General features: G+C 39.5%; 31 protein-coding genes and 1 tRNA gene. 10 read left to right on the plus strand and 22 right to left on the minus strand.

The features are described from left to right. Positions 1–304 precede the first annotated feature (304 nt). The 7 genes from J2Y67_RS15765 to J2Y67_RS15795 form a co-directional block, all read right to left on the minus strand. Positions 305–583, minus strand: a complete 279-nt coding sequence (locus J2Y67_RS15765; protein WP_310175815.1) for a cytochrome o ubiquinol oxidase subunit IV — start codon at positions 581–583, stop codon at positions 305–307. A gap of 36 nt (positions 584–619) precedes the next feature. Next, positions 620–1219, minus strand: coding sequence for a cytochrome (ubi)quinol oxidase subunit III (locus tag J2Y67_RS15770; RefSeq protein ID WP_310175668.1), 600 nt, complete (start codon positions 1217–1219; stop codon positions 620–622). A gap of 4 nt (positions 1220–1223) precedes the next feature. Next, the gene (locus tag J2Y67_RS15775) at positions 1224–3227 is read right to left on the minus strand and encodes a cbb3-type cytochrome c oxidase subunit I (protein WP_310175670.1); all 2004 of its coding nucleotides are present in this window, start codon (positions 3225–3227) and stop codon (positions 1224–1226) included. A 21-nt stretch (positions 3228–3248) separates the two neighbouring features. Then, positions 3249–4139 (minus strand): ubiquinol oxidase subunit II, encoded by an 891-nt coding sequence (locus J2Y67_RS15780; RefSeq protein WP_310175672.1) that lies wholly within the window; start codon positions 4137–4139, stop codon positions 3249–3251. A gap of 250 nt (positions 4140–4389) precedes the next feature. Next, positions 4390–4851: a hypothetical protein gene (locus J2Y67_RS15785; protein ID WP_310175673.1), complete on the minus strand. Its 462-nt coding sequence runs from the start codon at positions 4849–4851 to the stop codon at positions 4390–4392. A 211-nt stretch (positions 4852–5062) separates the two neighbouring features. Beyond that, positions 5063–5203, minus strand: a complete 141-nt coding sequence (locus J2Y67_RS15790) for a hypothetical protein (RefSeq protein WP_310175675.1) — start codon at positions 5201–5203, stop codon at positions 5063–5065. Between the two features lie 228 nt (positions 5204–5431). After that, a tRNA-Val gene (locus J2Y67_RS15795) sits at positions 5432–5508 on the minus strand. Positions 5509–5683: 175 nt separating this feature from the next. Here J2Y67_RS15795 and J2Y67_RS15800 point away from each other — a divergent pair. From J2Y67_RS15800 to J2Y67_RS15820, 5 genes are all read left to right on the plus strand, one after another. Then, positions 5684–5908, plus strand: a complete 225-nt coding sequence (locus J2Y67_RS15800) for a hypothetical protein (protein ID WP_310175677.1) — start codon at positions 5684–5686, stop codon at positions 5906–5908. 152 nt (positions 5909–6060) lie between these two features. Continuing rightward, complete coding sequence (locus J2Y67_RS15805; protein ID WP_310175678.1) at positions 6061–6783, plus strand: alpha/beta hydrolase; 723 nt, start codon at positions 6061–6063, stop codon at positions 6781–6783. Between the two features lie 128 nt (positions 6784–6911). Continuing rightward, positions 6912–7427, plus strand: coding sequence for a YjcG family protein (locus J2Y67_RS15810; RefSeq protein WP_310175681.1), 516 nt, complete (start codon positions 6912–6914; stop codon positions 7425–7427). A 3-nt stretch (positions 7428–7430) separates the two neighbouring features. Continuing rightward, on the plus strand, positions 7431–7853 hold the full coding sequence (locus J2Y67_RS15815) for a GNAT family N-acetyltransferase (protein WP_310175683.1): 423 nt from the start codon (positions 7431–7433) through the stop codon (positions 7851–7853). A 561-nt stretch (positions 7854–8414) separates the two neighbouring features. Continuing rightward, positions 8415–10712, plus strand: a complete 2298-nt coding sequence (locus J2Y67_RS15820) for an ATP-dependent helicase (protein ID WP_310175685.1) — start codon at positions 8415–8417, stop codon at positions 10710–10712. On the opposite strand, the gene J2Y67_RS15825 is transcribed toward J2Y67_RS15820, so the two are convergent. The 7 genes from J2Y67_RS15825 to J2Y67_RS15855 form a co-directional block, all read right to left on the minus strand. Further along, complete coding sequence (locus J2Y67_RS15825; protein ID WP_310175686.1) at positions 10689–10994, minus strand: hypothetical protein; 306 nt, start codon at positions 10992–10994, stop codon at positions 10689–10691. The two genes, J2Y67_RS15820 and J2Y67_RS15825, sit on opposite strands and share 24 nt — an antisense overlap. Before the next feature lie 25 nt (positions 10995–11019). Next, positions 11020–11277 carry a sporulation-specific transcription regulator SpoVIF gene (spoVIF, locus tag J2Y67_RS15830; RefSeq protein WP_310175688.1) on the minus strand — a complete coding sequence of 86 codons (258 nt, stop codon included), beginning with the start codon at positions 11275–11277 and terminating at the stop codon, positions 11020–11022. Between the two features lie 130 nt (positions 11278–11407). Further along, positions 11408–11527: a YjcZ family sporulation protein gene (locus tag J2Y67_RS15835; RefSeq protein WP_310175690.1), complete on the minus strand. Its 120-nt coding sequence runs from the start codon at positions 11525–11527 to the stop codon at positions 11408–11410. 123 nt (positions 11528–11650) lie between these two features. Then, entirely contained in the window at positions 11651–12007 is a 357-nt protein-coding gene (spoVAE, locus tag J2Y67_RS15840; protein ID WP_310175693.1) for a stage V sporulation protein AE, read from the minus strand. Positions 12008–12011: 4 nt separating this feature from the next. Then, on the minus strand, positions 12012–13037 hold the full coding sequence (gene spoVAD / locus J2Y67_RS15845) for a stage V sporulation protein AD (protein ID WP_310175695.1): 1026 nt from the start codon (positions 13035–13037) through the stop codon (positions 12012–12014). Further along, positions 13038–13514 carry a stage V sporulation protein AC gene (gene spoVAC, locus J2Y67_RS15850; RefSeq protein WP_310175696.1) on the minus strand — a complete coding sequence of 159 codons (477 nt, stop codon included), beginning with the start codon at positions 13512–13514 and terminating at the stop codon, positions 13038–13040. It abuts the gene before it with no gap. Positions 13515–13530: 16 nt separating this feature from the next. Beyond that, complete coding sequence (locus tag J2Y67_RS15855) at positions 13531–13998, minus strand: YhcN/YlaJ family sporulation lipoprotein (RefSeq protein WP_310175698.1); 468 nt, start codon at positions 13996–13998, stop codon at positions 13531–13533. A 489-nt stretch (positions 13999–14487) separates the two neighbouring features. Here J2Y67_RS15855 and J2Y67_RS15860 point away from each other — a divergent pair, with 489 nt between their 5' ends. Then, positions 14488–14988, plus strand: coding sequence for a CotY/CotZ family spore coat protein (locus tag J2Y67_RS15860; RefSeq protein ID WP_310175700.1), 501 nt, complete (start codon positions 14488–14490; stop codon positions 14986–14988). A gap of 40 nt (positions 14989–15028) precedes the next feature. Here the strand turns inward: J2Y67_RS15860 and J2Y67_RS15865 are convergent, their stop codons facing one another. The 3 genes from J2Y67_RS15865 to J2Y67_RS15875 all read right to left on the minus strand — a co-directional run bounded on the left by J2Y67_RS15865 (position 15029) and on the right by J2Y67_RS15875 (position 18367). Further along, on the minus strand, positions 15029–15526 hold the full coding sequence (locus J2Y67_RS15865; protein ID WP_310175702.1) for a CotO family spore coat protein: 498 nt from the start codon (positions 15524–15526) through the stop codon (positions 15029–15031). 122 nt (positions 15527–15648) lie between these two features. Next, positions 15649–16416, minus strand: a complete 768-nt coding sequence (gene fabI / locus J2Y67_RS15870) for an enoyl-ACP reductase FabI (protein ID WP_310175703.1) — start codon at positions 16414–16416, stop codon at positions 15649–15651. A gap of 91 nt (positions 16417–16507) precedes the next feature. Continuing rightward, entirely contained in the window at positions 16508–18367 is a 1860-nt protein-coding gene (locus tag J2Y67_RS15875) for a monovalent cation:proton antiporter family protein (protein WP_310175705.1), read from the minus strand. A gap of 453 nt (positions 18368–18820) precedes the next feature. Here J2Y67_RS15875 and prpE point away from each other — a divergent pair, with 453 nt between their 5' ends. Further along, complete coding sequence (prpE, locus tag J2Y67_RS15880) at positions 18821–19561, plus strand: bis(5'-nucleosyl)-tetraphosphatase PrpE (protein ID WP_310175707.1); 741 nt, start codon at positions 18821–18823, stop codon at positions 19559–19561. A 41-nt stretch (positions 19562–19602) separates the two neighbouring features. On the opposite strand, the gene J2Y67_RS15885 is transcribed toward prpE, so the two are convergent. Genes J2Y67_RS15885 through J2Y67_RS15900 form a run of 4 tightly spaced genes read right to left on the minus strand, consistent with a single transcriptional unit; the run spans position 19603 to position 22352 of the window. Beyond that, positions 19603–20502: an RluA family pseudouridine synthase gene (locus J2Y67_RS15885; RefSeq protein WP_310175708.1), complete on the minus strand. Its 900-nt coding sequence runs from the start codon at positions 20500–20502 to the stop codon at positions 19603–19605. A 17-nt stretch (positions 20503–20519) separates the two neighbouring features. Next, positions 20520–21314, minus strand: a complete 795-nt coding sequence (locus J2Y67_RS15890) for an NAD kinase (protein WP_310175710.1) — start codon at positions 21312–21314, stop codon at positions 20520–20522. Positions 21315–21336: 22 nt separating this feature from the next. Beyond that, complete coding sequence (gene yjbM / locus J2Y67_RS15895) at positions 21337–21972, minus strand: GTP diphosphokinase (protein ID WP_310175712.1); 636 nt, start codon at positions 21970–21972, stop codon at positions 21337–21339. Positions 21973–21992: 20 nt separating this feature from the next. Further along, positions 21993–22352, minus strand: a complete 360-nt coding sequence (locus tag J2Y67_RS15900) for a UPF0738 family protein (RefSeq protein WP_310175714.1) — start codon at positions 22350–22352, stop codon at positions 21993–21995. Positions 22353–22463: 111 nt separating this feature from the next. On the opposite strand from J2Y67_RS15900, the gene J2Y67_RS15905 reads away from it, so the two are divergent. From J2Y67_RS15905 to J2Y67_RS15915, 3 genes are all read left to right on the plus strand, one after another. Beyond that, positions 22464–23048, plus strand: a complete 585-nt coding sequence (locus J2Y67_RS15905; protein WP_310175716.1) for a CYTH domain-containing protein — start codon at positions 22464–22466, stop codon at positions 23046–23048. A gap of 164 nt (positions 23049–23212) precedes the next feature. Beyond that, on the plus strand, positions 23213–23617 hold the full coding sequence (locus J2Y67_RS15910; protein WP_310175718.1) for a globin domain-containing protein: 405 nt from the start codon (positions 23213–23215) through the stop codon (positions 23615–23617). After that, a complete protein-coding gene (locus tag J2Y67_RS15915) occupies positions 23614–24483 on the plus strand; it encodes a ClpXP adapter SpxH family protein (protein WP_310175720.1) in 870 nt (289 codons plus the stop codon). The genes J2Y67_RS15910 and J2Y67_RS15915 overlap by 4 nt, the downstream gene beginning before the upstream one ends. Before the next feature lie 503 nt (positions 24484–24986). Here J2Y67_RS15915 and pepF read toward each other — a convergent pair. Continuing rightward, a complete protein-coding gene (gene pepF / locus J2Y67_RS15920) occupies positions 24987–26804 on the minus strand; it encodes an oligoendopeptidase F (protein WP_310175722.1) in 1818 nt (605 codons plus the stop codon). Positions 26805–26874: the final 70 nt, after the last annotated feature.

A 26874-nucleotide genomic window follows, 5' to 3' on the forward strand; every position in this document is an offset into this window, starting at 1 on the left:
ACCGAACCGCTTGTGCCTGAAGCGGAAATCAACAGACCAATTTAAAGCAGACCAAAAAATAAAAGAGGTACCAAATGCCAGTTATCTGACTTTTTGGATAGCCCCTTTTTTACGTAGATTATTCTTTCATTGATTTCGTAAACATAACGGTAATGAAAATAAGTGTCACAGCAAACAAACCACAAATGATATAAAGCCCGTAACTATCCATCTTTCCACTCCTATCTTGCCTGCTATGTATCCCATTTCTGTATCGCACGGCATATTCCTTTCCTTCACCGCGCGATAAAGCTCTTTCCTGCCATTATTGAACCACATAATTAAATGACATCACCCACATAGATCCAATTACGATGGTCAAAACGAAAATAATCCCTAAAATGAGTGCGGCTGCATTGTATCTTGGTCCTTCCCCATCGCGAATATGCATGAAGAAGAAAAGCTGGATGACAAATTGCAAAACAGCGGCAATCAAAATACTGATCATCAACACTGTTTTCCCCATCAAATGGTTTAATACGAGGAAAAGCGGAATAATCGTCAAAATAATCGATAAAACGAAACCAATAACGTACGCTTTCATGGATCCGGTATGTTCAGCATGTTCGTGAGCGGACAATTACATCACCCCCATTAAATAAACAACGGTAAAGATGAAAATCCAAACGGCATCCAAAAAGTGCCAATACAAACTAATGATTGAAATTTTCCGTGTCGTAACGGGTGTAATCCCTCTTCTGGCAATCTGAAACATCAACCCAATCATCCATAGAATCCCAAAGGAAACGTGCACTCCATGGGTTCCTACAAGAGAGAAGAAGGATGTAAGGAACGCACTTTTGGTAAGGGTGGCCCCTTCCGCAACCATGCTTACAAATTCATTGATCTCAAAGGCCACGAACATTGCCCCTAAGGCTGCGGTTACAACTAGCCAGCCAATTAAAGCCATTTTCTTGCCTTTATGCATGGCTAAGACCGCAATGCCGCTTGTAAAAGAACTGACTAACAAGATGAAAGTTTCGGCAATAAAACCGGGAATATCAAAATCTTTTGCTGTAAATCCGCCATTTGTATGGGCATGTAAAACAGCGTAAGCGGCGAAAAATGTAGCAAATAAGAGACAGTCGGTTACAAGGAAAATCCAAAAGCCTAAAACCTTTAATTCCTCCTGGTCTGCATGGCCATGGCCTGACATTTTAGCAGTCGCGCTTTGTGACATATAACTACCTCCCAAAAGTTTCTCCAATTGGAACATCTACTGAGCGGTTCTGATCCCTTAAAGCCTTTTCCGTTCGTTCAATTTCATCAACTGGAATGTAATAATCCGTATCATATTGGAATGAACGTGCAAATAAAGTGGCTGCGACACCAATTAATCCGATGATTCCCATCCACATCCATTCGAACGTAAAGCCAAATCCGGTAATAAAGAAGAAGCAGGACATGATAAACGGAATACCGGAATTTTTCGGCATATGAATCGGTTCGTATTTTGGCGGTTCTTCTTTGTATCCTTCTTGCCGCATTTCTTCCTTTTTGTACCACCAGGCGTCTACTCCCTTTACTTCAGGGACGATGGCAAAGTTGTAAGCAGGAGCAGGTGAAGGAATCGACCATTCCAATGTCCGGCCGTCCCAGGCATCCCCGGTTACATCCCGTTTACCATATTTAACGCTGTAAAGAATTTGCCAAACCTGGATGACGAAGGCGATCCCCATTAGGAACGCACCAATCGAAGAGATGAAGTTGAGCGGAGCCCAGCCCATATCCCAACCGGCAGATTGGTTATACGTATAAATCCTGCGCGTCATCCCCATAAAGCCAAGAGCATATTGCGGCATGAAGCATACATAGAAACCGATTTGCCACAACCAGAACCCCCATTTTCCGAGTGTTTCATTTAATTCAAAGCCAAAAATTTTTGGGAACCAATAGTACATGCCTGCCAGGTAGCCGAACACAACCCCACCGATTAACACTTGGTGGAAGTGGGCAATCAAAAAGTAACTATTGTGATATTGATAGTCCGCAGGTGCTGCCGCAAGCATGACCCCCGTTGCACCGCCGACAAGAAAACAGGGTACAAACGCAAACATCCAAAGCATCGGCTGTGAAAATTGGACTCGGCCGCGGTACATAGTAAACAGCCAATTGAATATTTTCACCCCTGTTGGAATCGCGATAATCATCGTACAAATGGCAAAGACGATGTTCACGTCTACACCGGCCCCCATCGTAAAGAAGTGATGAACCCATGTATAGTAAGAAACGATTGCGATCGCAATCATGGAATAAACCATGGAGCTGTAGCCAAAGGTTCGTTTTTTAGAGAATGTGGCAACAATCTCGGAGTATACCCCGAAAGCGGGCAAGACAACGATATACACTTCAGGATGCCCCCACATCCAAATCAAGTTGACATACATCATCGGGTTACCGCCGGCCGTCATCGTAAAGAAGTGCCCGCCAAGTAAACGGTCAATCGTTAACATGGCTAATGTGACAGTAAGAATCGGGAATACACCTAAAACGGCAATTGAGGAAGCTAACACGGACCATGTAAATAAAGGCATATCCCTTAACCGCATCGTGGGAGCCCGCATTTTTAAAATGGTGACGACAAAGTTAATTCCTGTTGCCAGACTTCCGATACCCGAAATTTGAATACCCCATATCCAGAAGTTTTGCCCGGGACCCGGACTGAACATGGTTTCCGATAAAGGCGGATATGATAACCAGCCTGAACTTGCCGAACCGCCAATCACAAACGAGATATTAAAGAGCATGGCGCCAATAAAGAACAGCCAAAAGCTGACAGCATTTAAAAAGGGATAAGCGACGTCGCGGGCACCAATTTGCAATGGAACGACGATATTAAATAAGGCAAACATAAAAGGCATGGCCATAAATAAAATCATGATTGTCCCATGTGTTGTGAATATTTCATTATAGTGGTCAGAGGCTAAAAATTTACTATCCGGCACTGCCAGCTGAATCCGCATTAAAATAGCATCCACGCCACCGCGGAAGAGCATAAGCAGCGCAGATAAAAGATACATAATCCCGATTTTTTTATGGTCAACCGTTGTAATCCATTCCCTCCAAAGCCAGCCCCATTTTTTAAAATAGGTAACCGTGAAGATGATCGCTACGATAGCCAAAATAATGGAGACATCCGCACCGTAAATCATCGGATCGCCGGTTACAAAAAAATGCGATGTATTCATGGAAATCTTTCCTCCTGTTTACTATTTCTTTGGCATGATTGTGTCTTCACCATAATTGTGCATATGATGATGAAGGGTTCCGCCATTTTTATTCACGATGTTTTCGTATAATTTGTTCGGATAGGAAGAATAACTTAATTCTTTCACATTGCCTGGTGATGACAATTCTTGATACCCGGCGTTTGTAAGAGCAGGAGAATTTTTCTTCAAATCGGCTGCCCATGTATTGTAATCCGCTTGACTTACAGCTTTTACCTTAAACTGCATATGGGCAAATCCTGTTCCGGTAAAGTTGGCACCGCTCCCGAAATATTCCCCTATTTTGTTCGCCTGAAGCCACAATCCCATTGACATGCCAGGCATTGTATATTCTTGTCCTCCAAGCTGCGGTACCCAGAAGGAATTCATTGGCGCATCGGCGGTTAAAACAAATTGAACCGGAACCCCTGCAGGAATGACCGCATAGTTGACAGTCGCGACCTTTTTATCAGGATAGGTGAACAGCCATTTCCAATCTAATGATGTGACTTGGACAACAATCGGTTTCACATCTGTAACAGGGGGTTTCGATACTTTAATGGCGGTTTTAGCTGTGTAAATACCAAGAATCGCTACAATCACAACAGGAATTCCCCACCATACAATTTCCAACACTTTGCTGTCAGCCCATTCAGGTTGATAGGGTGCATTGTTTCCAGGCCTATCTTTATAACGAATAATGATGTAAACAAAGATTGCCATGACTGGAATGATAACAATTGCACATAAAATGACCGAGATTACAATCAAATCTAACTCTGTTCGGCCGACGGGTCCTTTTGGGTCAAGAACAATATATTTACTTTTGTCACAACCAGCCAGAAGCACCGCGCCCAACAAACCCAAGATCGAATATTGAATCCATGTTCTCACTTTCATTTCCCCTTCGATTTTGTTGTGGTATTTAACTTAAACACTATGTGAATAGTTAATAGAGTACCCAACTCTGATTGCATAATTCCAAAACATGGTTTCGGGTTGAAAAAGTGACAAAGTGTCCAGCTTTCCCCACTCCATTCGAAAGGATAAAGGGGATGAACACCAATTCTCCAAAAGAAAAAGCCCTATCTGATCATTGTCAGATAGGGCTTGGTTTTTTTAATGACGCTTCGAATAATGAAAGTTATAACTTAAGTTGATCCATGTTTTCTGGATGACCATTATGTTCAAGGGTCTTTTTTAAACGTTTTATTCGTTTTTGAGATTGTATAAAACTAATGAAGCAAAGAATCGACATTGGGGCACAGTACCAAACAAAGACAAATCCTCCATTGTAATAAAAAGGAATATAGGCAATGGATACCCCAAATAATACAAACGATAACATTAAATAAATACCAATGCAGCGATGATAAAAGGTATAGTGAGTAAAGGTTGTGATTCCATTTTTCATGAATTCATGTAAATTTTTATCGGTTTGATAAAACAGAAATAAAGAGATAAGCAGTAAAAATGCATAGATAGGAAGGGAATAAAGATAAAGGGAAACGCCTAATATACAGAAGTAGAAACTCAAAAAGAAGGCAACCCCTGAAAAAAATAATGGCATTAGAAATTTATATACGTTCTCATCTAATGGTTTCACACCATTCCCCCTCGAATTCTTAATTAAACCCTTTTCTGCAGCACGAACTAAAAACGAAATGTAAGTCCCCCCTGTTATGGCGTTCTTTATTGATTATCCATATGCGGAAAAAATCCTTTTCATTCCCCAATTGTACAAGCAGTTGGTTAGACTCCTTTCACCCCCATTTTTCATTTAGGACAAATCAATGGGTCTTTTTTAAATGCTTCCTTTATCCTGCTCCGCCATTTGAAGACAATAATGTATCTAAATAAAAGTTTTCAATACCGAATTGAACGGTTTTTCCATCTTTAACCTTCGTTAGAGAGTTATCTTTTCCATTATTCCCCTTCTCCTTCAAATATTTATTCATAGTGATAGAGGCTGGATTTTTAATATAACTTAAAGATAAAGTTATTTTTCTAAATAGAGTTGATTAATAGAAAAGGAGAGTCTCAGTATGTAATTTAAACTTTTTTAAGCTTGTCAAAATGGGTTGACTAAAGAGAGGGAAACACGCTTATTTGAGAATAAAAAAATGTACCTTTTATAAAAAGGTACATTTTTTAAGCATAGAAAAAGCACTTTTTACAAAGTGCTTTGGATGACCTGTGAGGGACTTGAACCCCCGACCCCTTCCCTGTCAAGGAAGTGCTCTCCCACTGAGCTAACAAGTCATAATATTTAAGGTACATAATTAATTATAATTAGAAAGCTTCAAAAGTCAATATCTTTTTATATTTTTTGATATTAAACGGAAACAACAAACAGGAACATTTGTTCGAAAAATATTGAATAAAGAACGGATGTTCGGATATAATAATACTATAAATTATAGAAAGGTGTGAGTGAAATGGAAGGACTTCTTTATCGTTCGATTGAAGAACATATGCCGTTAGAAATGATTTATCTTTCAGAAAATCAACAGCTATCCCAGCGAAAATTAATTGTGAAGGGAATCCATGATGAATACATTCGGGCATATTGTCTGCTTCGCAAGCAGGTTCGAACTTTTCGCCGAGAAAATATTTTATCAATAATGCCAGATGTTCGCTCCAAGCAACGATACCTTCACTAGTCTTTGTTATTGAGGATGGTCCCGAACTAATCGACCAACCCTCTCGCTTAAGTCCCCTTTTTCTCCCGGCCATCCCCTCCATATGAATAAACAATTCAACTATCTTTATGTTAGAATGCATTTGTACAATTTAAAAATTGGAGGTATCAGCTATGAGTTTTCCAAAGGGCACAATTAAAGAACTTACCTTTCAAAGTTTAGAACTTGGGGAAGAAATACAACTTCTTGTCTATTTACCTGCAAATTTCTCCTCCTTATACAAATATTCCCTCTTAATCGCCCAGGACGGAAAGGACTATTTCCAGTTGGGGAGAATTGGCCGATTGGCGGATGAATTACTTTTTGAGCGTAAAGTTGAAAATTTAATCATGATTGGGATACCCTATAAGAATGTGGAGGATCGCCGCAGAAAATACCATCCGGATGGAGACCAAAATAAGCAATACATACGTTTCTTGGCTCATGAATTAGTTCCTTTTATCGAAAAGGAATTTCCGACTTACCATATGGGATCAACAAGGGCATTGATTGGCGACTCACTAGGTGCAACCGTATCATTTTTGACAGCACTTCAATATCCTCATACCTTTGGGAAAGTATTATTACAATCACCTTTAGTTAACGAAAAGGTTTTAGCATCAGTCCGTAGCTGTTCTGAGCCGGAGCTCTTGGAGGTCTATCATGTAGTTGGAAACCAGGAGACAGAGGTACCCACTACTGATGGAAAAGTGAGTAATTTCATTGAACCCAATCGGATTCTTTCGAAAGTGATGAAAGACAAGCCCTTTTCTTATTTTTATGAAGAGTTTGATGGAAACCATACTTGGAAATATTGGCAGCCTGATTTAAGACGAGCCCTTACAATGATGTTTTAGTTTTCAATCTATAGGCAAAGTAATTTTATATTTTTTGAAAATTTGCTATAATTATTTGTGAATAATATTTTCCCTTTTGAATCACCTTTTTTTGTTTAGAAAAAAATTTTACTAACGGAGGTATACATATGAAATTCGGAGTTGTTATTTTTCCATCTAAAAAACTTCAAGATTTGGTAAATTCTTATCGTAAACGTTATGACTCGCATTATGCTTTAATTCCTCCACATATAACATTAAAAAATGCTTTTGAAGCAACTGAGGAGGATGCTAAACAAGTTGCAGATCATTTGCGTAAAATTGCCGGCAACCACTATCCATTCTCAATAAAAACAACAAAAATTAGCTCTTTTCAGCCAGTAAACAATGTCATTTATTTAAAGGTTGAGCCAACTGTTGAATTGAATGATTTACATGTTGAAATTAATCATGAGTTGAATCAAGAAGCCCCGGAGTATGCATTTGTCCCACACATCACGCTTGGTCAAAAGCTTTCAAATGATGAGCACTCTGATATTTACGGCTCATTGCGCATGAAGAAATTTGATCATGAGGAACAAATTGACCGGTTCCATCTTCTTTACCAATTAGAAAATGGCTCTTGGACTGTATACGAAACATTTCGTCTTGGAAGGGATCAATAAGAAGTGATTGTAAAGATTGTGGAGAATCAAAAAGAATTAGAAGATGCTTTTTCCGTAAGAAGAACGGTTTTTATTGATGAACAAAATGTTCCTGAGGAAGAGGAAATTGATCAGCATGAGGAGGAGGCAACTCATTTTGTGCTGTACCATGAAGGCTCTCCCATCGGGGCCGGCCGCTATCGCTTAGTCGATGGTTTTGGAAAAGTTGAGCGTATTTGTGTAATGAAAGAGGCAAGAGGTACTGGTGCGGGGAAAGCAATTATGAACGGAATTGAAGACTATACACGGAACAAGGGTATCCAAAAATTAAAGCTGAATTCGCAGACACACGCCATTCCTTTTTATGCTGGACTGGGCTATGAAGTCGTTTCTGAAGAATTTATGGATGCGGGAATTCCGCATAAAACAATGGTGAAACAGATTTAATTTTTCAAAAATCGAGTATGAATCTTCCGAGATTTTATGCTCGATTTTTTTATTTTGGTTGGAGATACTTTTTCCTCTCTTTGACCGGTTTTTATTTCTAAGCACCTTTCATATTGCCAGCTCGCTCTGATTTTTCTTCTCCTTGGGAACTATAGACCCCTGATAGTTCCCGCTCCAACTATTTTTTCTTCTCCTCAGGCACTATGGACCGCTGATAGTTCCCGTTCCAACTATTTTTTCTTCTCCTCGGGCACTATGGACCGCTGATAGTTCCCGTTCCAACTATTTTTTCTTCCCCTCGGGCACTATAGACCGCTGATAGTTCCCGTTCCAACTATTTTTTCTTCTCCTTGGGAACTATAGACCCTTGATAGTGCCCACTCCAACTATTTTTTCTTCTCCACGGGAACTATAGACCCTTGATAGTGCCCACTCCAACTATTTTTTCTTCTTCCCGGGCACTCCAACACCACTTTTCTATTTTTCAAGCCTTTTTGTTACCCGAGGGTTTTGTTATGATTAAACATGTTGCTTTATTTTTTAGAGATTGAGGAAAAACTTATGAAAACTGCGTTAAACCAAAATCAAACGATTATCCTCGATCAATTAGATCGGGATGAATATCAAAAAATATATTTAGCTGGAAAAAATGGTGAATTAGTCTGTCCCGTCTGTCGCGAAAGCGCCCGCTTCATTCTTGGAATCCAGGAATCGCCCTATTTTTCACATGCATCTTCAACCATTCCGGATTGCCCGGAACCAGCCATACATGAAGTAAACGAAGAACCCAATCAAAACCACAGTGAAGTCAATGGATTCCGTCTTCCAAAAGGCAGAACGATATTGGAGGCACCTAAAACCATCCAAGGCTTCAAAATAGCCAAAGCCCTTGAATGCCAGGCTCCCTTTCAGAAAAAAATGACGGACTCGATTGAATACCAATCTCCTTACTTACAGCAATTAGCAAAATCGGATGTTGTTCTTGATGAGGCACAGGCCGCTGCGGTGTATGAGACAGAGGGGGCATTATTGGTTCTTGCCGGCGCAGGAAGTGGTAAAACACGGGTGTTAACAGCGAGAACGGCCTTTATGGTAGATTTCAAAAAGATTGACCCGCGAAACATCATGCTGGTTACCTTTACTTCAAAAGCCGCAAGTGAAATGAAAAACCGCTTACTTTCCTATCCGCAAATGAAAAGAGAAGCCATAAATAAACTCGTTACCGGCACCTTCCACAGCATTTTTTATCGGATTCTTATGTTCCATTCCAGGGATAACTGGACTTCAGACCGGCTGTTAAAAAAAGAATGGCAGCGGGATAAAATTCTCAAAGATGCCGGGAAAGAAATAGAATTGTCGGAAAAGGAGTTTGCCTATGATTTAGCGCTTCAGCAAATTGGCCTTTGGAAAAACTCACTTCTTTTTCCAAAGGATATAAAGACTGAAACGGAATGGGAAGAAAAGACGCTTTTCCTTTATAAAAAGTATGAGGAATATAAAGAAAGGGAACAATTATTTGATTTTGATGATATGCTCATCGGCTGTTATCGGCTGTTAAGCTCGTCACCGGAACTTTTGGAGCAATATCAAAATCGGTTTCAGTATTTCCTCATTGATGAATTCCAAGATATCAACAAGGTCCAATACGAACTGATCAAGCTGCTATCAGGCAAACATAAAAATGTTTGTGCTGTCGGGGATGACGATCAGGCTATTTATTCTTTTAGAGGCAGTGATCCTAGTTATTTACTTGATTTTGAAAAAGATTTCCCCTATGCAAAGGTGATTACCCTTGAGGAAAATTATCGCTCCTCACATGAAATTGTTACGGCAGCCAATCAAATGATTGCCGCCAACAAAGTAAGAAGACTAAAGAAAATGAAAGCTCAATACGCAGCCGGGGCGGCTCCTACTTTATTTTTCCCGTACGATGAAGAGGAAGAGGCCACGATGATTGTAACGGACTTACAAGAAAAAATCGCACAAGGTGCTAATCCCTCTGATTTTGCGATACTTTACCGGACAAATGCAGGTGCACGTGCCGTGTTTGAACGGTTAGCCAGTTCGAATCTTCCGTTTCGAATGGAGCAGGATGTCGAGGCTTTTTACGATCGAAGAATTGTGAAAAGTATCCTCTCCTTCCTGCGTTTAAGCTTGGATGAAGATAACCAATCTGCCCTATCCGATGTTTTGCCATTTTTATTCTTAAAACAATCGGCTTTAAGGGATTTAAAAGCAATGAGTATTCTCCAGGATTGCAGTAATTTGGAAGCTTTATCCTATTATAAAACTGCCCATGCCTTTCAAGAAAAGAAATTAAAAAAAGCGGTTGCCTCCATTAGGGCATTAAAGCAATTAGCCCCGCTTGCAGCGATCGATACGATTGAAAAAGACATTGGGTTCCTAGATTTTTTAAAGAAGCGGGGAAATGAATCGAATAAATTGGAAAAAGGTTCTGATGATATTAAGGACCTGAAAGTAGCGGCAAAAAATTTTGGTACGATTGACTCCTTATTAGCTCATGCAGAGCATATGTCCGCCATGAATAAAGAAATTAAAAATTTAAGTAAGCATTTTACTGATGCTATTACCTTAACTACGATTCATCGGGCAAAGGGTCTCGAGTATCATACAGTTTATGTTCTTGGTGCTGTGGATGGAAGCCTGCCGCATGACTTTGCTTTAGAAAGCTATCGGAACGGTGATTATTCTGCATTAGAAGAGGAAAGAAGATTGTTCTACGTTGCGATGACGCGTGCAAAAGAACAGCTCTTCATCTCCGTTCCAAGTAACCGAAGAGGCAAAAAGGCAAATCGTTCCCGGTTTCTGGCACCCTTAAATAAGAAAAGAAAAAGTTAACGGGGTTCTTCGTTCGCTGATTGAACCAGCTGGTTCGCCAATTGAGCCTGCTGGTTCGCTGATTGGACACGTTGGTTCGCCAATTGAGCCCTCTGGTTCGCTGATTGAACCCGCTGGTTCGCCAATTGAGCCCTCTGGTTCGCTGATTGAACCAGCTGGTTCGCCAATTGAGCCTTCTGGTTCGCTGATTGAGCCTGCTGTTTCGCCAATTGAACCCTCTGGTTCGTTGATTGAACCAGCTGTTTCGCTGATTGAATGGCCCCACAAAAGAAATAGGCCCATTTCCAAATTGGAATGGGCTTTGTCTTTATTTTTTATTATTCATCATATTCGCAATGGTATTAAAATCAAGCGATTTTCCATCGTTTATGATGGATTTGACAATTTGGTCCTCTAACTCTTGAGGTACCGGTTTATTGGCAATTTGAGAGACTCTTTTAATGACATTCCGAACTGTTTTTTCATCCCTAAAATTTGCATTTTGCAAAGAATTCGCTAAGTCAAAGATATCTTTCATGTTTACGCCCGTTTTCTTTTCTATGTTTTTAAAGAACCCATTATCCATGTGTATATTCTCACTCCTTCATAACAACTACTTTATTTTATGAAGGAAGGGAAAAAACGTGCTTGAACCCCAAAGAAAAGGCTGGCCATTCTTATGGCCAGCCCTCTCCCTTAATGCAAATCAGGAATTCTTAGATGATGAAGCTTGTTCCTACAATGATTAATAGGATAAACAATACCACGATTAGTACGAATGTTGAACCTCCGTAGAAACCGCCACCGTAGCCGTAGCCGCCATATCCGAAGCACATAGATCTAGTCACCTCACTTTGGTAATCTCACTTATAACATATGAGATTACTGCAAAAAGTGTATAGGCAGCGTCCTTTTTTCGAATCATGACAGTAAAAAATGGAGTATTGTCCTACATAATTCTACCCTTTTGGTCTAAAAATGAGCGCTCCGATAAACCCAAAAATAATGGCCGCCGAAATTCCGGAGCTGGTCACTTCAAACATCCCAGTTAAAACCCCAACAATTCCATGCGCTTCTGCCTCCTGAAGAGCCCCATGTACTAATGAGTTACCGAAGCTGGTGATGGGTATGGTTGCCCCTGCTCCGGCAAAGTCAACTAACGGCTCATAGAGTCCAAAACCATCCAATACAGCACCAATGCAGACCAGTAAACTTAAAGTATGTCCCGGTGTAAGTTTGGCCACATCGAATAATAACTGACCAATAACACATATAATTCCTCCGACTACAAACGCCCAAAAAAACATGGCAATCATCTAATCACCCCTCTTCCCCATTCATTTCAATGGCAACAGCATGTGCAATACAGGGAATGGATTCATTTTGTTGGAAGCTTAACGGCGATAACAAAGCACCAGTAGCCACGACTAAAATTCGTTTGTATACGCCTTTTTTCATTTGGTTTAGTAAATGTCCATATAAAACCGTTGCAGAACACCCGGCACCGCTTCCCCCTGATTGAACAGGCTGATCTTTTTTATAAATAAGTAACCCGCAATCCTGAAATTGTTTCCGTTCAAGCTTCAGACCGCTTTTATTAATTAATTCAAATGCTGTATCATGACCGACTCGCCCTAAATCACCGGTGATGATTAAATCATAATAGGATGGATCTATTTGTAAATCCCGAAAATGGGCTATAATCGTATCCGCGGCAGCAGGAGCCATCGCACCTCCCATATTAAACGGGTCGGTTAAGCCCATATCAATCACTTTCCCAATTGTTGCAGAAATCGTTACAGGCTGGTTTTGTGATGAATCATTGGCCGCAATCAATGCTACACCTGCCCCCGTCACCGTCCATTGTGCTGTCGGCGGCTTTTGTCCGCCATACTCCGTTGGGTAACGGAACTGTTTTTCGACAGCCGAATTATGGCTGGAAGCCCCTGTTAGAATGTATTTTGCTCCTTGATTATTGACGACAAAGGAAGCAAGCGCTAAACCTTCCATAGATGTGGAACAGGCTCCAAAAAGCCCGAAATAGGGGATTTGCATCGACCTTGCTGCAAAGCTTGTCGGTGTAATTTGGTTAATGAGGTCTCCGGCAAATAAAAATTGAACCTCTTCCTTGTGAACATTTGCTTTTTGCAGAGCCATCTTGATGGATTCTTCCAACAAAACCCGATGCGCTTTTTCATAAGTTTCCTGTCCCATCCACAAATCTTCATGCAATAGGTCAAAATCATTGGCTAAATTCCCATTCGCCTCAAATGGGCCACCTGATACACCTGTTGCCATAATCATTGGTCGGTTTGCAAATACCCAAGATTGATGCCCTTTTAACAATTACAAAACCCCCCACATTACCAGTAACGTTTTAATAAGCGCAACAACAAATGCCGAAAAAACACCAAACAATATGACCGCCCCGGCAAGCTTAAACATATTTCCGCCAACCCCTAAAACAAACCCTTCTGTTCGATGCTCAATCGCTGCAGAGATGACCGCATTGCCGAATCCTGTTACCGGTACCGCGCTTCCCGCTCCTGCAAACTGACCGATACGATCGTAGACACCAAAACCTGTTAAAAGCATCGAAAAGAATACCATTGTCGCAACGGTTGGGTTTCCGGCTGTCTGCTCCGTAAAATTGAAAAAATATATGTAAAAATAACTAACAGCCTGACCGATTAAACAAATCAAGCCGCCGACGAAAAAAGCTTTTAAGCAATTTTTTAAAACAGGTCGTTTCAACTCATGCTTTTGCTGCAACTGTTGATAGTTTTGCTGCTGTGGAGTTAAATTTTTTTGTTTGCTAGCCATTTTGTTTGTCTCCCTTCTATGTCATATCTTTTGTCATTTTAATGATTTGGCGCAGCCTTTTTTCGGCAGCTTTGTCCGAGAATTTCTTACTTTCCATCCGATCATTCAATCGAACCGCTTCTAGGAAAATTTTATAATCACTCGAAACAGTGATATCTTCCTTTGGAAATTTCTTTTTTAAGAATTCAGTAAGGTTTTTTTCAATTTTTTTCATTTTAAAGCGGTGCATATGCTTTACCTTATAAACCACAAGTGTCTCTTTTGTTCCTTTAATTACTGCGGCATCATAGATTTCCGGAAATGAACTGACTGCCTCTTCAATTTCTTGAACACGAGTCGTTTTTTTGTCCCGATCGGTCATAACCGGATTGGGATTTGTAGTTTTGATCAATGCCATTTGGCTATCCTTACCCTTGTCGTTTCCACTGCAGGAGGCTAAAAGGAATAAACATAAAAGCAGGATGAATCGCTGAATATAAATCATTTCGTTTCCTTCCCTCGTCCTTTTTTAAATTCTTATTATCCTTTAGTTTTTTCGACCTGTGCCAAAATTATGACTGAATGGGATTAAAAAAACACTGCCGGCGTCCCCGAGCAGTGTTCTCTGTTACTTCTGTTTCTTTTTTCCGCCGCATCCACAGCCATTTTTTTTAATTTGCTTTGATTCTTTAAAGGATTGGTTTGAGCTTTGATTGCTATTATTTTGATTCTTCACCGTTCTCTCCACCCCATTAAAAATGATTATGAAATAGAATATGGTTTAAAAAAGAATCTTGTCTCTATAAATAACCAAATTTCAATTATTTTTGAAACCTCTTTTAGTACAAAATAAACACTTTTTGTCCTTCCTTTCTTTGATATAGTGTACTAGCCTAATTTTCTTAAAAAAGGCAATTGTCCGTAACCCAAAAGGGCCCTGTGAAATATGTTAGTAATGTAAGATATATATCACGGATTTAAGGAGGAAAAATAAATGGGTTGTGGACATAATCATAACGATTTTCGCAGTGACAGCTGTGTGTGCGAAGTAGTTCGTGCGATTAAAGATATACAAGATAATGCTGTCGAGAATGAGTGTGCGGAGTGTTCAAGTTGTTTTACCGAACCACTGGGTTCATTAGTTTCACCTACAAGAAGAGAACCAGTTGATACACGAGTATTTGTTTTAAGTGATGACGAGGGTAATCCCTTCCATGCATTCTTTAACGGTGAAAACAATGCGTGTGTTTCCATTTTCTTCAGAGTAGAAGACGTATTTGACAACTGCTGTGCTACTCTTCGAGTTCTAATCCCTGGACGCAGGGAAAGTGGAAACTTTGTACCGGTAAACCTTGTTAATAATGGGAAAGTTGATCTTTCAAGAGTTTGCCAAGTGGACCGTTTCCGCGCAAGCAATGACTGCATTACAGTTGATTTAAAATGCTTCTGTGCAGTCCAATGTATCGCTGATGTTAACTTAGGAATTTGTAACTAATAAAATGAGCCAGTCGATAACGGCTGGCTTTTTTTATTTTTTAATTTTTTATTCCAATCATGATTACATCTTTTAACTCGCCCACTGGAATCGTTTTTATTGTTTGATCATGAAATTGGATAGTAATTTCCTGCCCTTGATAATCCTGTAAATACCCCTGATAATTTTTATCTCTTGTATAAAATACACACGGAACAGGCGGTAGTGCTTTTGGAAAACCCACTAAATACTCCAATCGTTCCTTCATGTTCATTTCCTTAAAGCTTTTAACCTTTCTAAAGGAATATTTTTGCTTGTTACTTTTCTCCACTGTGTCAACAGCTTTTTTTTCTGACACCGTTATCTCAATTGGCACAGTCTCCTGGTTCGGTTCCTCCTTTAAAGATTTCCTTTTGCTTTCGCCTTTTTGATGGTTTTCCACTATCGGAAGCGGCTTTTCTTGTTTGCTTGTATACACTTCCTGCATTTTAATGGAAGGAGTTTTTGAAAAAGGCTGGTAAATATAAAGTAATGGACCTTGGTTTTTCTTTTCTGTCATAAACCTTGAGCACCTCCAATACAAAGTCCTTCACTTTATATGTATGCTGAATGCCCATACTCGTTCACTTCTAAAATGAAATACAAACAAAAAAACCCGCAAAAAATGCGGGCTTTTGTTCATTAAAGAATATGAAAACCTGAATCAACGTGGATGTTTTCACCGGTAATTCCACGGGAAAGATCACTAAATAAGAATACTGCCGTGTCGCCAACCTCTTCTGGAGTAGTCGTTCTCCGCAGAGGAGCTTTTTCTTCAATTTCCTTAAGGATTAAATTAAATTCACCAATTGCCTTTGCAGATAATGTTCTGATCGGTCCTGCAGAAATGGAGTTAACGCGAATCCCATCTTTACCAAGGTCAGAAGCTAAATAACGGACACTTGCATCAAGAGAGGCTTTTGCCACGCCCATAACATTATAATTTTGAATCGCACGTTCACCACCGAGATAGGTCAAGGTCACAATACTTCCGCCTTCTGTCATTAAGCCGCGTGCTTCTTTAGCAACAGCAGTTAACGAGAAGGAACTGATATTTTGCGCAAGCAAGAAGCCCTCTCTAGATGTATTGACAAAATCTCCTTTTAGTTCTTCCGTTTTGGCGAAAGCTATACAATGAGCAATTCCGTGAATCGTTCCAACTTCTTCTTTAATCGTTGCAAAGCATTTTGCAATGTCCTCATCACTTGTTACATCACATGGCAATACAAGTGTGCCCTCTGCTTCTAGGGAATCCGCCAATTCTCGGACACTGCTTTCGAGCCTTTCCCCTACATAGGTGAAAATTAATCTTGCACCCGCAGTGTGAAGAGAGCGGGCAATCCCCCAGGCAATACTGCGTTTATTGGCAACACCCATGACTACATATGTTTTTCCATTTAATGAAAGCATTAATTATTTCCTCCTATTTTTAACACAAGTTATTAGCACTTGGTACTAATTTTACACTATATTCAAAAGTATGTATATATCTAGTTGATTTTTAGCAGTTCTCACAAAACTCAAGCTCTCTTTTCAATTGGTCGACATATTTCTTAGACCCGGTGACAATTAAACGATCATTTACTTGCAGTTCTGTGTCACCATGAGGTACAATCGACTCTTTCTCTCTGAAGATCCGGACAAAAATGATATCGCCTGTAAACGGAAACCTCCTTAATGATATCCCATCAAATTTCTCGTTTACCATGGCAATTTCATAGAGGGCCATCTCTTGATTGGTCAAAATATTAATCACTCGTGGTGATTCAATTAAAGAGCGAAGCAGTGCATTGGTAGACTTAAACACAGAAAAGATTTCAATATTATGTTCCTTTAAGTTTTCTTCCAGATCAGGACTTTCAATTCTGGCAATTACCCTTGGAACCCCTTTTTCCTTTACGGCAACAGACAACATAGCATTCAATTCTTCATCACCTGTGGATATCACAACCACTTCTGATTGATAGACCTTTGTTTGGCCGATCGTTTCAAGCGAAAAGTCCGGAATCTCAACAATATCAAAAAGGGAATTCGCAATCTGTCTTTCTAATTTTTCAATTTTTGTGTGGTAAAGAACTGGGTCATAAAGACCTGATTTTAATTCCCTTGAAACAGGCATGGTGATTTGATTTGCTCCCAGGAAAGCAACTCTGACCTTTCGATTGGATACCACTTCTTTTGGAAAAAGCTTTTTAAAAACTATTGGAGTGAAAATCGATGTAATAACTGCCACTAATATTAGTGTTCCACTCATTTGTTCTGTTATTACCTTCATCCGCTCACCGATTGTCGCTGCTGCGATGACAAGGGATAGGGTGGAGGTTAATAAAAATCCTGAAGCCATAACGGTCTTCGTATCATACCAAATTTTTAAAAGATACACAGGAATTAGCTTTGATAGCAGCAGTCCAATCAATAAAAGCGGAATTAACAGCAATAGCTTTTTCTCACTAAAAAGGGACCAAATATCAAGTTTTACCCCAACCTCCACGAAAAAAATCGGGATTAAAAATCCATAGCCAAAGGAATCAAGCTTATGGATGAGCTCTTGATTCGGAGCCAAAAGTGAAACAAGTACCCCAGCAAGGAATGCTCCTAATATATTTTCCGCACCTACCGTTTCGGATAACCCTACCAGGACAATAATAAGCGTAAACACAGCCCTTGTACCAATTTGAGCGGTTCCCGTTTCCAGTGCTTTGACAAAGGAACGGTTTTTTAATCGCTTGCCAACAAAATAAAGTCCAACACCTGCGGCGAATAAAATCAATAGCAGCCATGTATTCCCATGACCTTTATCGTAAAATGAGACAAAGACAGCGAGCAAAATCATTGTAACCAAATCAGCAACGACCGCAACAAGCAGAATGATTTGGCCAATAACAGTTTTCATCATATTCCCTTCCTTTAGGGTCGGCACAACGACACCTAATGATATCGTGGAAATAATCAGCGTCATCAAGAAAGCATTATTAATAAAGTCCAGCATGACAAAAACAAAGGATAAAACTAAAGAAAAAATGAAAATCCCTATAAAAATAATCGTTGAGACGGCAAAAGAATTCGGTTCCTTCTTTCCATTAGGAAGAATTTCTCTCTTCTTCCCTTTTGAAAAGACAGTGAAATCAATTTCCAAACCACTTAAGAACATCAGAAAAATAAATCCCAAGGTTGATAAAGTTGATAGCCACATATCTTGATGAACGACATTGAAGCCGCTTTTTCCGATGATTAATCCCATAATAATTTCTGCGACGACCACCGGGATAAAATTTAATTTAAACCGATGCAGAATAATCGGGGTTAAAAATGCCATTGTCACGACAATCAATAAAGAAATTACAGATGCATTCTGTCCCAAATTTGATTCCTCCTCTGCAAATAATAGACTCTCGGCATTCGCCGAGTCAGATGGTTCAAGGGTTTTCTTAAACCACTTGAATTTAATTCCTCCTACTTTGTATAGGGGGGTTTTTCTTTTTACAAAAAGGCTCTGTTAAATTTGCCTGTTGATTTCCGCTCCAGGGGACGGAAAGCGAGCATCCTGGAGCGGAAATCAACCACTTCTCTAAAAGTAACAAAGTTTACGAAAACAGCCTTCACCTAGTCGATTTTTTTAAAAATGATAGATGTAGGTTTATTTGGCATACACATTTTTAAAAATACAATGAAACCGATAATTACGTCAGATATTTCGGACAGAATTCCCAGTAAATTTTTTACAAACCTCTCGATGAGCTGCTTATTTATTCCGAGAGTTATAATAAAAAAATTTAAAAAACAAAAAATAGGATAGTAAAGGGGGCTTCATCCTATGGAAATAGATATGATCGGCGATATTCATGGCTGCTTTAAAGAATTCAAAGAACTGACGACAAAACTGGGATATGATTGGGAGAGGGGATATCCCCTTCATCCAGAAAAACGAGTTCTTGGTTTTGTTGGTGACCTAACTGATAGGGGTCCTGAGTCCTTAAAAGTGATTGATATCGTTTGGCGTCTTGTCATCGAGCAACAAAAGGCTTATTACACTCCTGGAAACCATTGCAATAAATTGTACCGCTTCTTCCTTGGAAACCGGGTTCAAGTCGCACATGGGTTAGAAACAACGGTTGCAGAATACGAATCAATAAATCAAAGTGCCCAAAGTTCAATTCGAAAAAAATTTATGGAGCTTTATGAAAAGGCACCGCTTTATTTAGTTTTAGACGAAAAAAGGCTTATCGTCGCCCATGCCGGGATTAAAAAAGACATGATTGGACAATTCGGTTCAAAGGTTAAAACATTTGTTCTTTATGGAGATATTACTGGCGAAAAGCATCCGGACGGCTCACCGGTTAGAAGAGATTGGGCAAAAACTTATCATGGCGATGCCTGCATCGTCTATGGTCACACACCTGTCAAAGAACCACGAATGATCAACCATACATACAATATTGATACCGGTGCTGTTTTTGGCGGTAAGTTAACTGCTCTGAGGTATCCGGAAATGGAAATCGTTTCTGTGGAATCTACTATGCCATATGTGGCGGAAAAGTTTAAGCACTTTGATTGAAAATGAGCAAATATATCTAAAGACAGGCTGACCCTGAATAATTAGCGGTCAGCCTGTAAAATTTCTTGCATGTCCTCTGGCAGTTTTGCTGTAAACGTCATTTCCTGTTTCGTAAAGGGATGAAAAAAGATGATTTTTTTACAATGGAGTGCCTGCCGTTTAAGCAAGGTCGTTTCTCCTCCGTATAAATCATCTCCCAGTAAGGGATGCCCAATCGAAGACAGATGAACCCTAATCTGATGCGTTCTCCCCGTTTCAAGCTGGAGCTCTACATGGGTAAAAACTTTGTGTCTTTCCATTACCTTATAATGGGTGCAAGCATATTGACCATCTGAACGGACTTCCCTTTCAATGATGCTGTCCTCTTTTCTGCCAATTGGTTTTTCGATTGTCCCTTCATCCTCCACCATTGTCCCGCCTGCAAATGCTTCATATGTTCTTTTCACACGGCCTCTTTGCTGATCCTTACTAAATAGGTGATGAACATGACGGTGTTTTGCGATTAAGACTATTCCTGATGTATCTCGGTCCAGCCGGGTAACAATATGTGCGGTTGCATCCAATTCAATCTGCCGATAATACCCCACAAGGGCATTGGCAAGGCTTCCCTTAGGGTGCTCTCTTGAAGGAATCGTGCTCATACCTGCCGGTTTTCTCACGATAAGAAGGTATTCATCCTCAAACAGAATATCAAGGGGTAAATCTTCTCCGATTACACCTTCGCTCGAGTTTTCTTTTGGAAATATTACTGCCAGTACATCCTCTGTTTTTAACTTGTATCGCACATTTACTTCTTCGTGATTAACAAGAATCTTTCCGCCCTTAAATTTAATGTCGGTTAGGGCCGTCCGGGAAATCTCCTTATCTTTTAAAAAATCTTTTAACTGCCTGTCAGCATCTTTTTTTTCAATTACCCACTTAAGTTCAAAACGTGAAGACATTTCCGTTCCTCCAGCTATTAATCCGAAATAAAGGAATCGTGTACTCTCTTCCAGAACGGAAACGGCCGAAAGCGGGCAAAGCGGATTTTTTCTTCCGGCACCCTAAACTGAATCGATTTAACATCTTTGTGAAGCAAGTTAAGATGATCAATCGTTATCTGGAAATCCGAATGGTTTACAGGCTTCAGCATACAGGTATGATGAGCGGGAAGAACCAGTGGCGAGCTGACTGTCCGGAATACTTTGTTATTAATGGAAGCCATTTCGGCAACCTGAATCGCTGAAATAGACGGATGAATAATAGCTCCCCCAAGCGCTTTGTTATAGGCCGTACTTCCAGAAGGAGTAGACACACAAAGACCATCGCCGCGAAAACGTTCAAAATGAGCTCCGCGGATCTCAACATCCATGACAAGCGTACCCTCAACACCCTTTACCGTTGATTCGTTTAGCGCAAGGTATCTTGCTTCTTGGCCTGCATCCTTATAACGAATGATGACCTCTAGAAGAGGATATTCAACCACCTGATAAGGAGTTTTGGCAATCGCAATCACAAGCTTTTCAATTTCATCCGGAATCCAATCCGCAAAAAACCCAAGGTGCCCGGTATGAATTCCGACAAAAGCAGTTTTATCTAAACGGCTGCTATACCGGTGAAAGGCATACAGCAATGTTCCATCACCACCAATGGACACCACAATATCCGGTTGGTCTTCATCATATATAAGATCAAAATCAAGTAAATACGTTCTCATTTTGTGCATCAGAATATTTGATTTTTGATCTCCTTTTGAAGTTATCGCAAATTTCATTCAACCCGCTCCTTACCGGTTTTTAATTCTTTTCTTCCTGCTTTAATTCTTTTTTTCTTGTAAAAAACGCTTGAGCTTCTTGGATCTCACCACGGATTAAAGACATTTCCTCATCAAGCCGAAAAGCAGCCTCCGCTGCCCTTTTCAGCCGCATATGAATATCGGCAGGGAACATTCCTTTATATTTATAATTCAGTGAATGTTCAATCGTTGCCCAAAAATTCATGGCTAATGTTCTAATTTGGATTTCCGCTAAGATTTTCTTTTCACCATGGATGGTTTGTACAGGATAGCGGATGACAACATGGTAGGACCTATAACCGCTAGTCTTTTTATGAGAAATATAATCTCTTTCCTCAACAATTTCAAAATCATTTCGGTTTCTTAATAAATTTACAACAGTATGTATATCATCTACAAATTGACACATCATGCGTAAACCGGCAATATCCTGCATTTCTTCTAATTGATCCAGTGCAATTCCCTTTTGAGATGCTTTATCCAAAATACTGGCAATCGGTTTCACCCTGCCTGTTACAAATTCAATTGGAGAGTGGCTGGAGTCAAGTTCAAACTGCCCGCGCATTCCTTTTAATTTAATCTTGAGTTCTTCCACTGCCTGTTTATATGGAGCTAAAAATTTATCCCAGTGGTTCATGATTTCACCCCAAACAACTATTAAAAATTCTCCTCAACCTTCGACACCATTTCATCTCCATAGTTTCCGTTTCCTCTAATATTGCTGATGATATATTCGAGCTCCTCTGTAAACTGGGACAATTCTACCTGTTCATCGTTAAAGGATAGCCATACAGATAATTTGTTCTTTATTGCTGTTTTTAAAAACTCCCAAGTCTCTTCAGGGAAAGCAATATAAGAGTAGTCCTCTTGATCTTCCATTAAATAAATAAATGACAGATGGTCAGAATCTACAAGAATTTGTTCAGCAGGACGCAAATGATTGATAGCTTCACTTACGGTAAACGTTATTTGATTCTCTATAATCTTTCCATTCATTGCTGTTAATTTTTTTTTCATCATTCAACCTCCATTTTCACAACCCTATTTTAGCATAATCGAACCATTTCTCCCAGAAATTGCAGTCGTGTTATTATTAGAAAAGAAACTTACATGGAAGGAATGCAGAAGATGTTTCAAAACATTGAAATAGAATTTAAAAATATGCTGACGAAAGACGAATATGAACTCCTTTTGAAAAAATTTGATCTATCAGAAAGCAGCCGAATTACACAGGAAAATCATTATTTTGATACCAAGGATTTTGCTTTAAAGAATAAAAAATCCGCTTTACGTATTCGTCAAAAAGGAAAGCAGTACGAAATGACATTAAAACAGCCCGCAAAAATTGGATTGCTGGAAACAACGCAAAAGATTACCGAAGAGGAGGCATCCCTTGCCATCCAGGTAGGAACGCTCCCATCAGGAGCAATCGAGGAACTTATTTCTAAAATGGGGATCATGTTTGCGAACATTGGTTATTTTGGCTCTCTTTTAACAAAAAGGGCGGAATTAGATTATAAAGGCGGTATCCTCGTTCTTGATCACAGCCTTTATTTAAACAAAGAAGACTATGAATTAGAATACGAAGTGGAAAACGAACAACTCGGACAAAAGATTTTTAAGGAATTATTGAATCAATACGCAATTCCTTACCGAAAAACAGAAAATAAAATCCAGCGCTTTTACAATCAGAAATATTTAGAAAACCATTAAAAGGATATTTTTTCAACCCTCTTTTACAATTAAAAGAAGGTTGGATTGTAAATATTACAATAGAGATAATGGATTAATTTCCGGTTTTAGAGCGATTTATTTGAGATATGAAAACGCCATTGCTAAAATAAACTCATACAAACATAACTAAAGGAGTTGTCAACATGATTGAGAGTAAGCCTACACCATATGAGGCCATCGGCGAAAAAACACTACACCGTCTTGTGGACACTTTTTATGGGCTGGTTGCACAACATCCTGACCTTGCACCAATCTTCCCTAATTCTTTTACTGAGATTGCTCGGAAACAAAAGCAGTTTCTTACACAATATTTAGGTGGACCACCATTATATACAGATGAACATGGACATCCCATGATGCGCGCACGCCACTTACCTTTTCCGGTAACTCCGACTCGGGCGAAAGCTTGGTTGTCCTGTATGAGACAGGCGATGGATAAAGTAGGATTAGAAGGTCCAATACGGGACGAATTTTACGCTAGGCTGCATCTTACTGCCGGGCACATGGTTAATACAACAGAAACGCAAGAGACTGGTGAATTACAGTGAACAGGATTGGACATTCAAGTTCAAAAAAGCAATGTGGAAAAAGTGAGAAAAAGCCTATTGAAATCTACATGTTTATTGATCCACTATGCCCTGAATGCTGGGCGCTAGAACCTATACTTAAAAAGCTTCACATCGAATATGGGCGGTATTTTTCGATTAAACATGTTCTAAGCGGCAGACTGGCCAATTTAAATTTAAGTAAAAAAAAGAATTATGAAAATATCATGGAGTTATGGGAAAAGACCGCAAGCAGATCGGGAATGTCCTGCGATTCAAGTCTTTGGTACGAAAACCCGGTTGACTCCCCGCATATTGTCTCGATTGCCATTAAAGCTGCCGAGCTCCAAGGAAGACGAGCAGGAATCCGTTTCCTGCGGAAACTGCAGGAAGTTTTATTTTTAGATAAAAAAAACGTCTCTGATTTAGAAGTATTAAAGGATTGTGCCGGGGATGTAGAATTAGATATCGAAGAGTTTATTACGGATCTCCATTCCGAAAGTGCAGCAAAAGCGTTTCAATGTGATTTAAAAATCACATCCGAAATGGATGTTCATGAAATTCCAACTCTTGTCTTCTTTAATGAAAATGTTGAAGATGAAGGGATTAAAATAACCGGAAACTACCCCTATGAGATTTATGTACAAATCTTGGAGGAAATGCTTTCAGAACGGCCTGTTCAATCACCGCCGCCGCATCTTGAGGCTTTTCTAAAGTTTTTTCGATTTGTCGCTTCAAAGGAAATTGCGGTTGTCTATAATATGACCATTTCACAAGTCGAAAGGGAAATGAAAAAATTGCTCTTAAAACAGATCGTGGAACAAATACCAGCTAAATACGGGACATTTTGGCGATATATTGAAGAATAAAAGGGTGTAGATATCCACCCTTTTTTCATGTATATTTTCTTCACGAAAAGGCCTTGCAGCTCCGGTTCTGCAAGGCCTTTTACTATACGAACAAAAGGGGATGGGAGAAATCTTTCACGGTCAAACAAAGGGGTTTATGTTTGTTGTGATCAACTTCATGAGTTAAATATACCATGGTGTTGCACCCTAAACAATGACTTTGTGTTTTATTTCACAATATTGTCAAAAAATCATATTTTTCCAAATTGGACAATACAATATTAGGGAGATAAAGCAAAAAAGGTGGAATTTCCGATGAAGAAGCTCCCTATTTTCATAATGATTCTTTTTTTCATCCTTACTTTTTTTCTTCATTTACTTGCCCTGCTTAAAATTTTCCCATTATGGATTAGTATCCCCCTATTATTCCTATCGATTTTTATCATTTTATTCTTCGTAAATGAAAGGAAACGATTTCGAGGGTTTTAAAAAGGGATGACGCATTTTAGGCGCCATCCCTTCTCTTATGATAACAACTGTTCGAGCTCGTTTAGCTTTTCTTCAAATACCTTGCAGGCATTTTTAATTGGCTGAGAGCTTGTCATGTCCACTCCCGCTTTCTTCAGGACTTCAATTGGATAATTGGAGCTTCCGGCACTTAAGAACCCTATATAGCGCTCTACAGCAGAATCCCCTTCCTCTAAAATCTGCTTGCTTAATGCCGTTGCCGCACTAAACCCTGTAGCATACTGGTAAACATAATAATTGTAATAGAAATGAGGAATTCTTGACCATTCTAAGCCAATTTCTTCATCAATCACAATATCCTCTTCTCCAAAATACTTTTTGTTTAACTCATAGTATTCCTTTGTCAATAATTCAGCAGTTAACGCCTCATTATTTTGGAGTTTTTGGTGGATAATGTGTTCATATTCCGCAAACATGGTTTGCCGAAATACGGTTCCCCTAAATCCCTCTAAGTAATGGTTTAATAAGTAAATCCGTTTTTGTTCATCATCAATCGTTTTTAATAAATAGTCGTTTAACAACGCCTCATTGCAGGTCGAGGCCACTTCGGCTACAAATATGGAATAGTTTCCATAAGGGTATGGCTGTGATTTACGTGTATAGTAGCTATGCACAGAATGTCCCAACTCATGAGCAAGAGTAAACAAATTATTCACATTATCCTGCCAGTTCAAGAGAATATATGGATTCGTACCATAGGATCCTGAAGAATAGGCACCGCTTCGCTTCCCTTTATTTTCGTGAACATCTACCCAGCGATTTTCAAAACCTTCTTTTAAAACTTTGGCATATTCTTCTCCTAATGGCGCTAATCCTTTTAGAACCATATCCTTTGCTTCTTTATATTTAATCTCCATTTTTACATCTTTTACAAGTGGTGTATATAAATCGTACATATGCAGTTCATTAAGCCCTAGAACCTTCTTGCGCAGCTTTATATATCGCTGCAATAAGTGCAAGTTTTCGTTTACTGCTTTAACCAAATTATCATATACACTTTCGGGGATATTACCCGCTGCCAAGGCCGCTTGCCTTGCTGATTCATACTTCCTAATTCTTGCATTAAAATTATCCTTTTTCACATTTCCGCTTAAGGTGCTTGCGAATGTATTGCGGAATTTCCCATAGGTTTCATACACCGCTTTAAAGGCATCCCGGCGGACGCGCTGGTCAGAGCTTTCTAAGAATCGTATGTAGCGGCCATGGGTAATTTCAACCTCTTCCCCATTTTCATCCTTGATCGACGGAAATTCCAAATCGGCATTGTTCAGCATCCCAAATGTATTACTGGAAGCATCCATCACCTCTCCCGCTTCCGCTAATAATGCTTCCTGTTCAGCTGAAAGGACATGCGGTCTTTGCAGATTAATTTCCTCAATGGCATGCTCGTAAAGCTTTAACTCAGGTTTCTCCGTTAAAAAGCCTTTAAGCTTACTCTCATCAATCGATAATAGTTCCGGAACGATAAAAGCGAGTGCACTTCCCGCTTGACCGTAAAGGTTTTTCATACGATCATCTAAGCCCTGATAAAATGAATTTGTTGTATCTTGATCAGATCTCATATGGGAATAGGCATAAAGCTTTCCAAGTCTTTCAAGCAGCTGATCCTGTGTTTGAAGAGCTTTAAATAGAATGGCTGCACTCTCTCCAAGCTTTCCTTCGAATTCCTTTACTCCAGGGATTTGGCTTTTAACCTCTTGGAATTCCTTTTCCCATGCCTCATCATTTGCAAATATATCTTCTAATTTCCAGGTTTCTTCAACAGGGATTTCACTTCTAGCTGGCAGCGTTTTAACTGCAGTTTCATTTGCCATCTTTCATCCTCCATTCTATTTTTCAAATGACCAAAAGTATACACTATACCTATTTCTCCTTATCCTTCCA

It is taken from the genome of Neobacillus niacini (genome assembly GCF_031456445.1).
Classification (GTDB): domain Bacteria; phylum Bacillota; class Bacilli; order Bacillales; family Cytobacillaceae; genus Neobacillus; species Neobacillus niacini_I.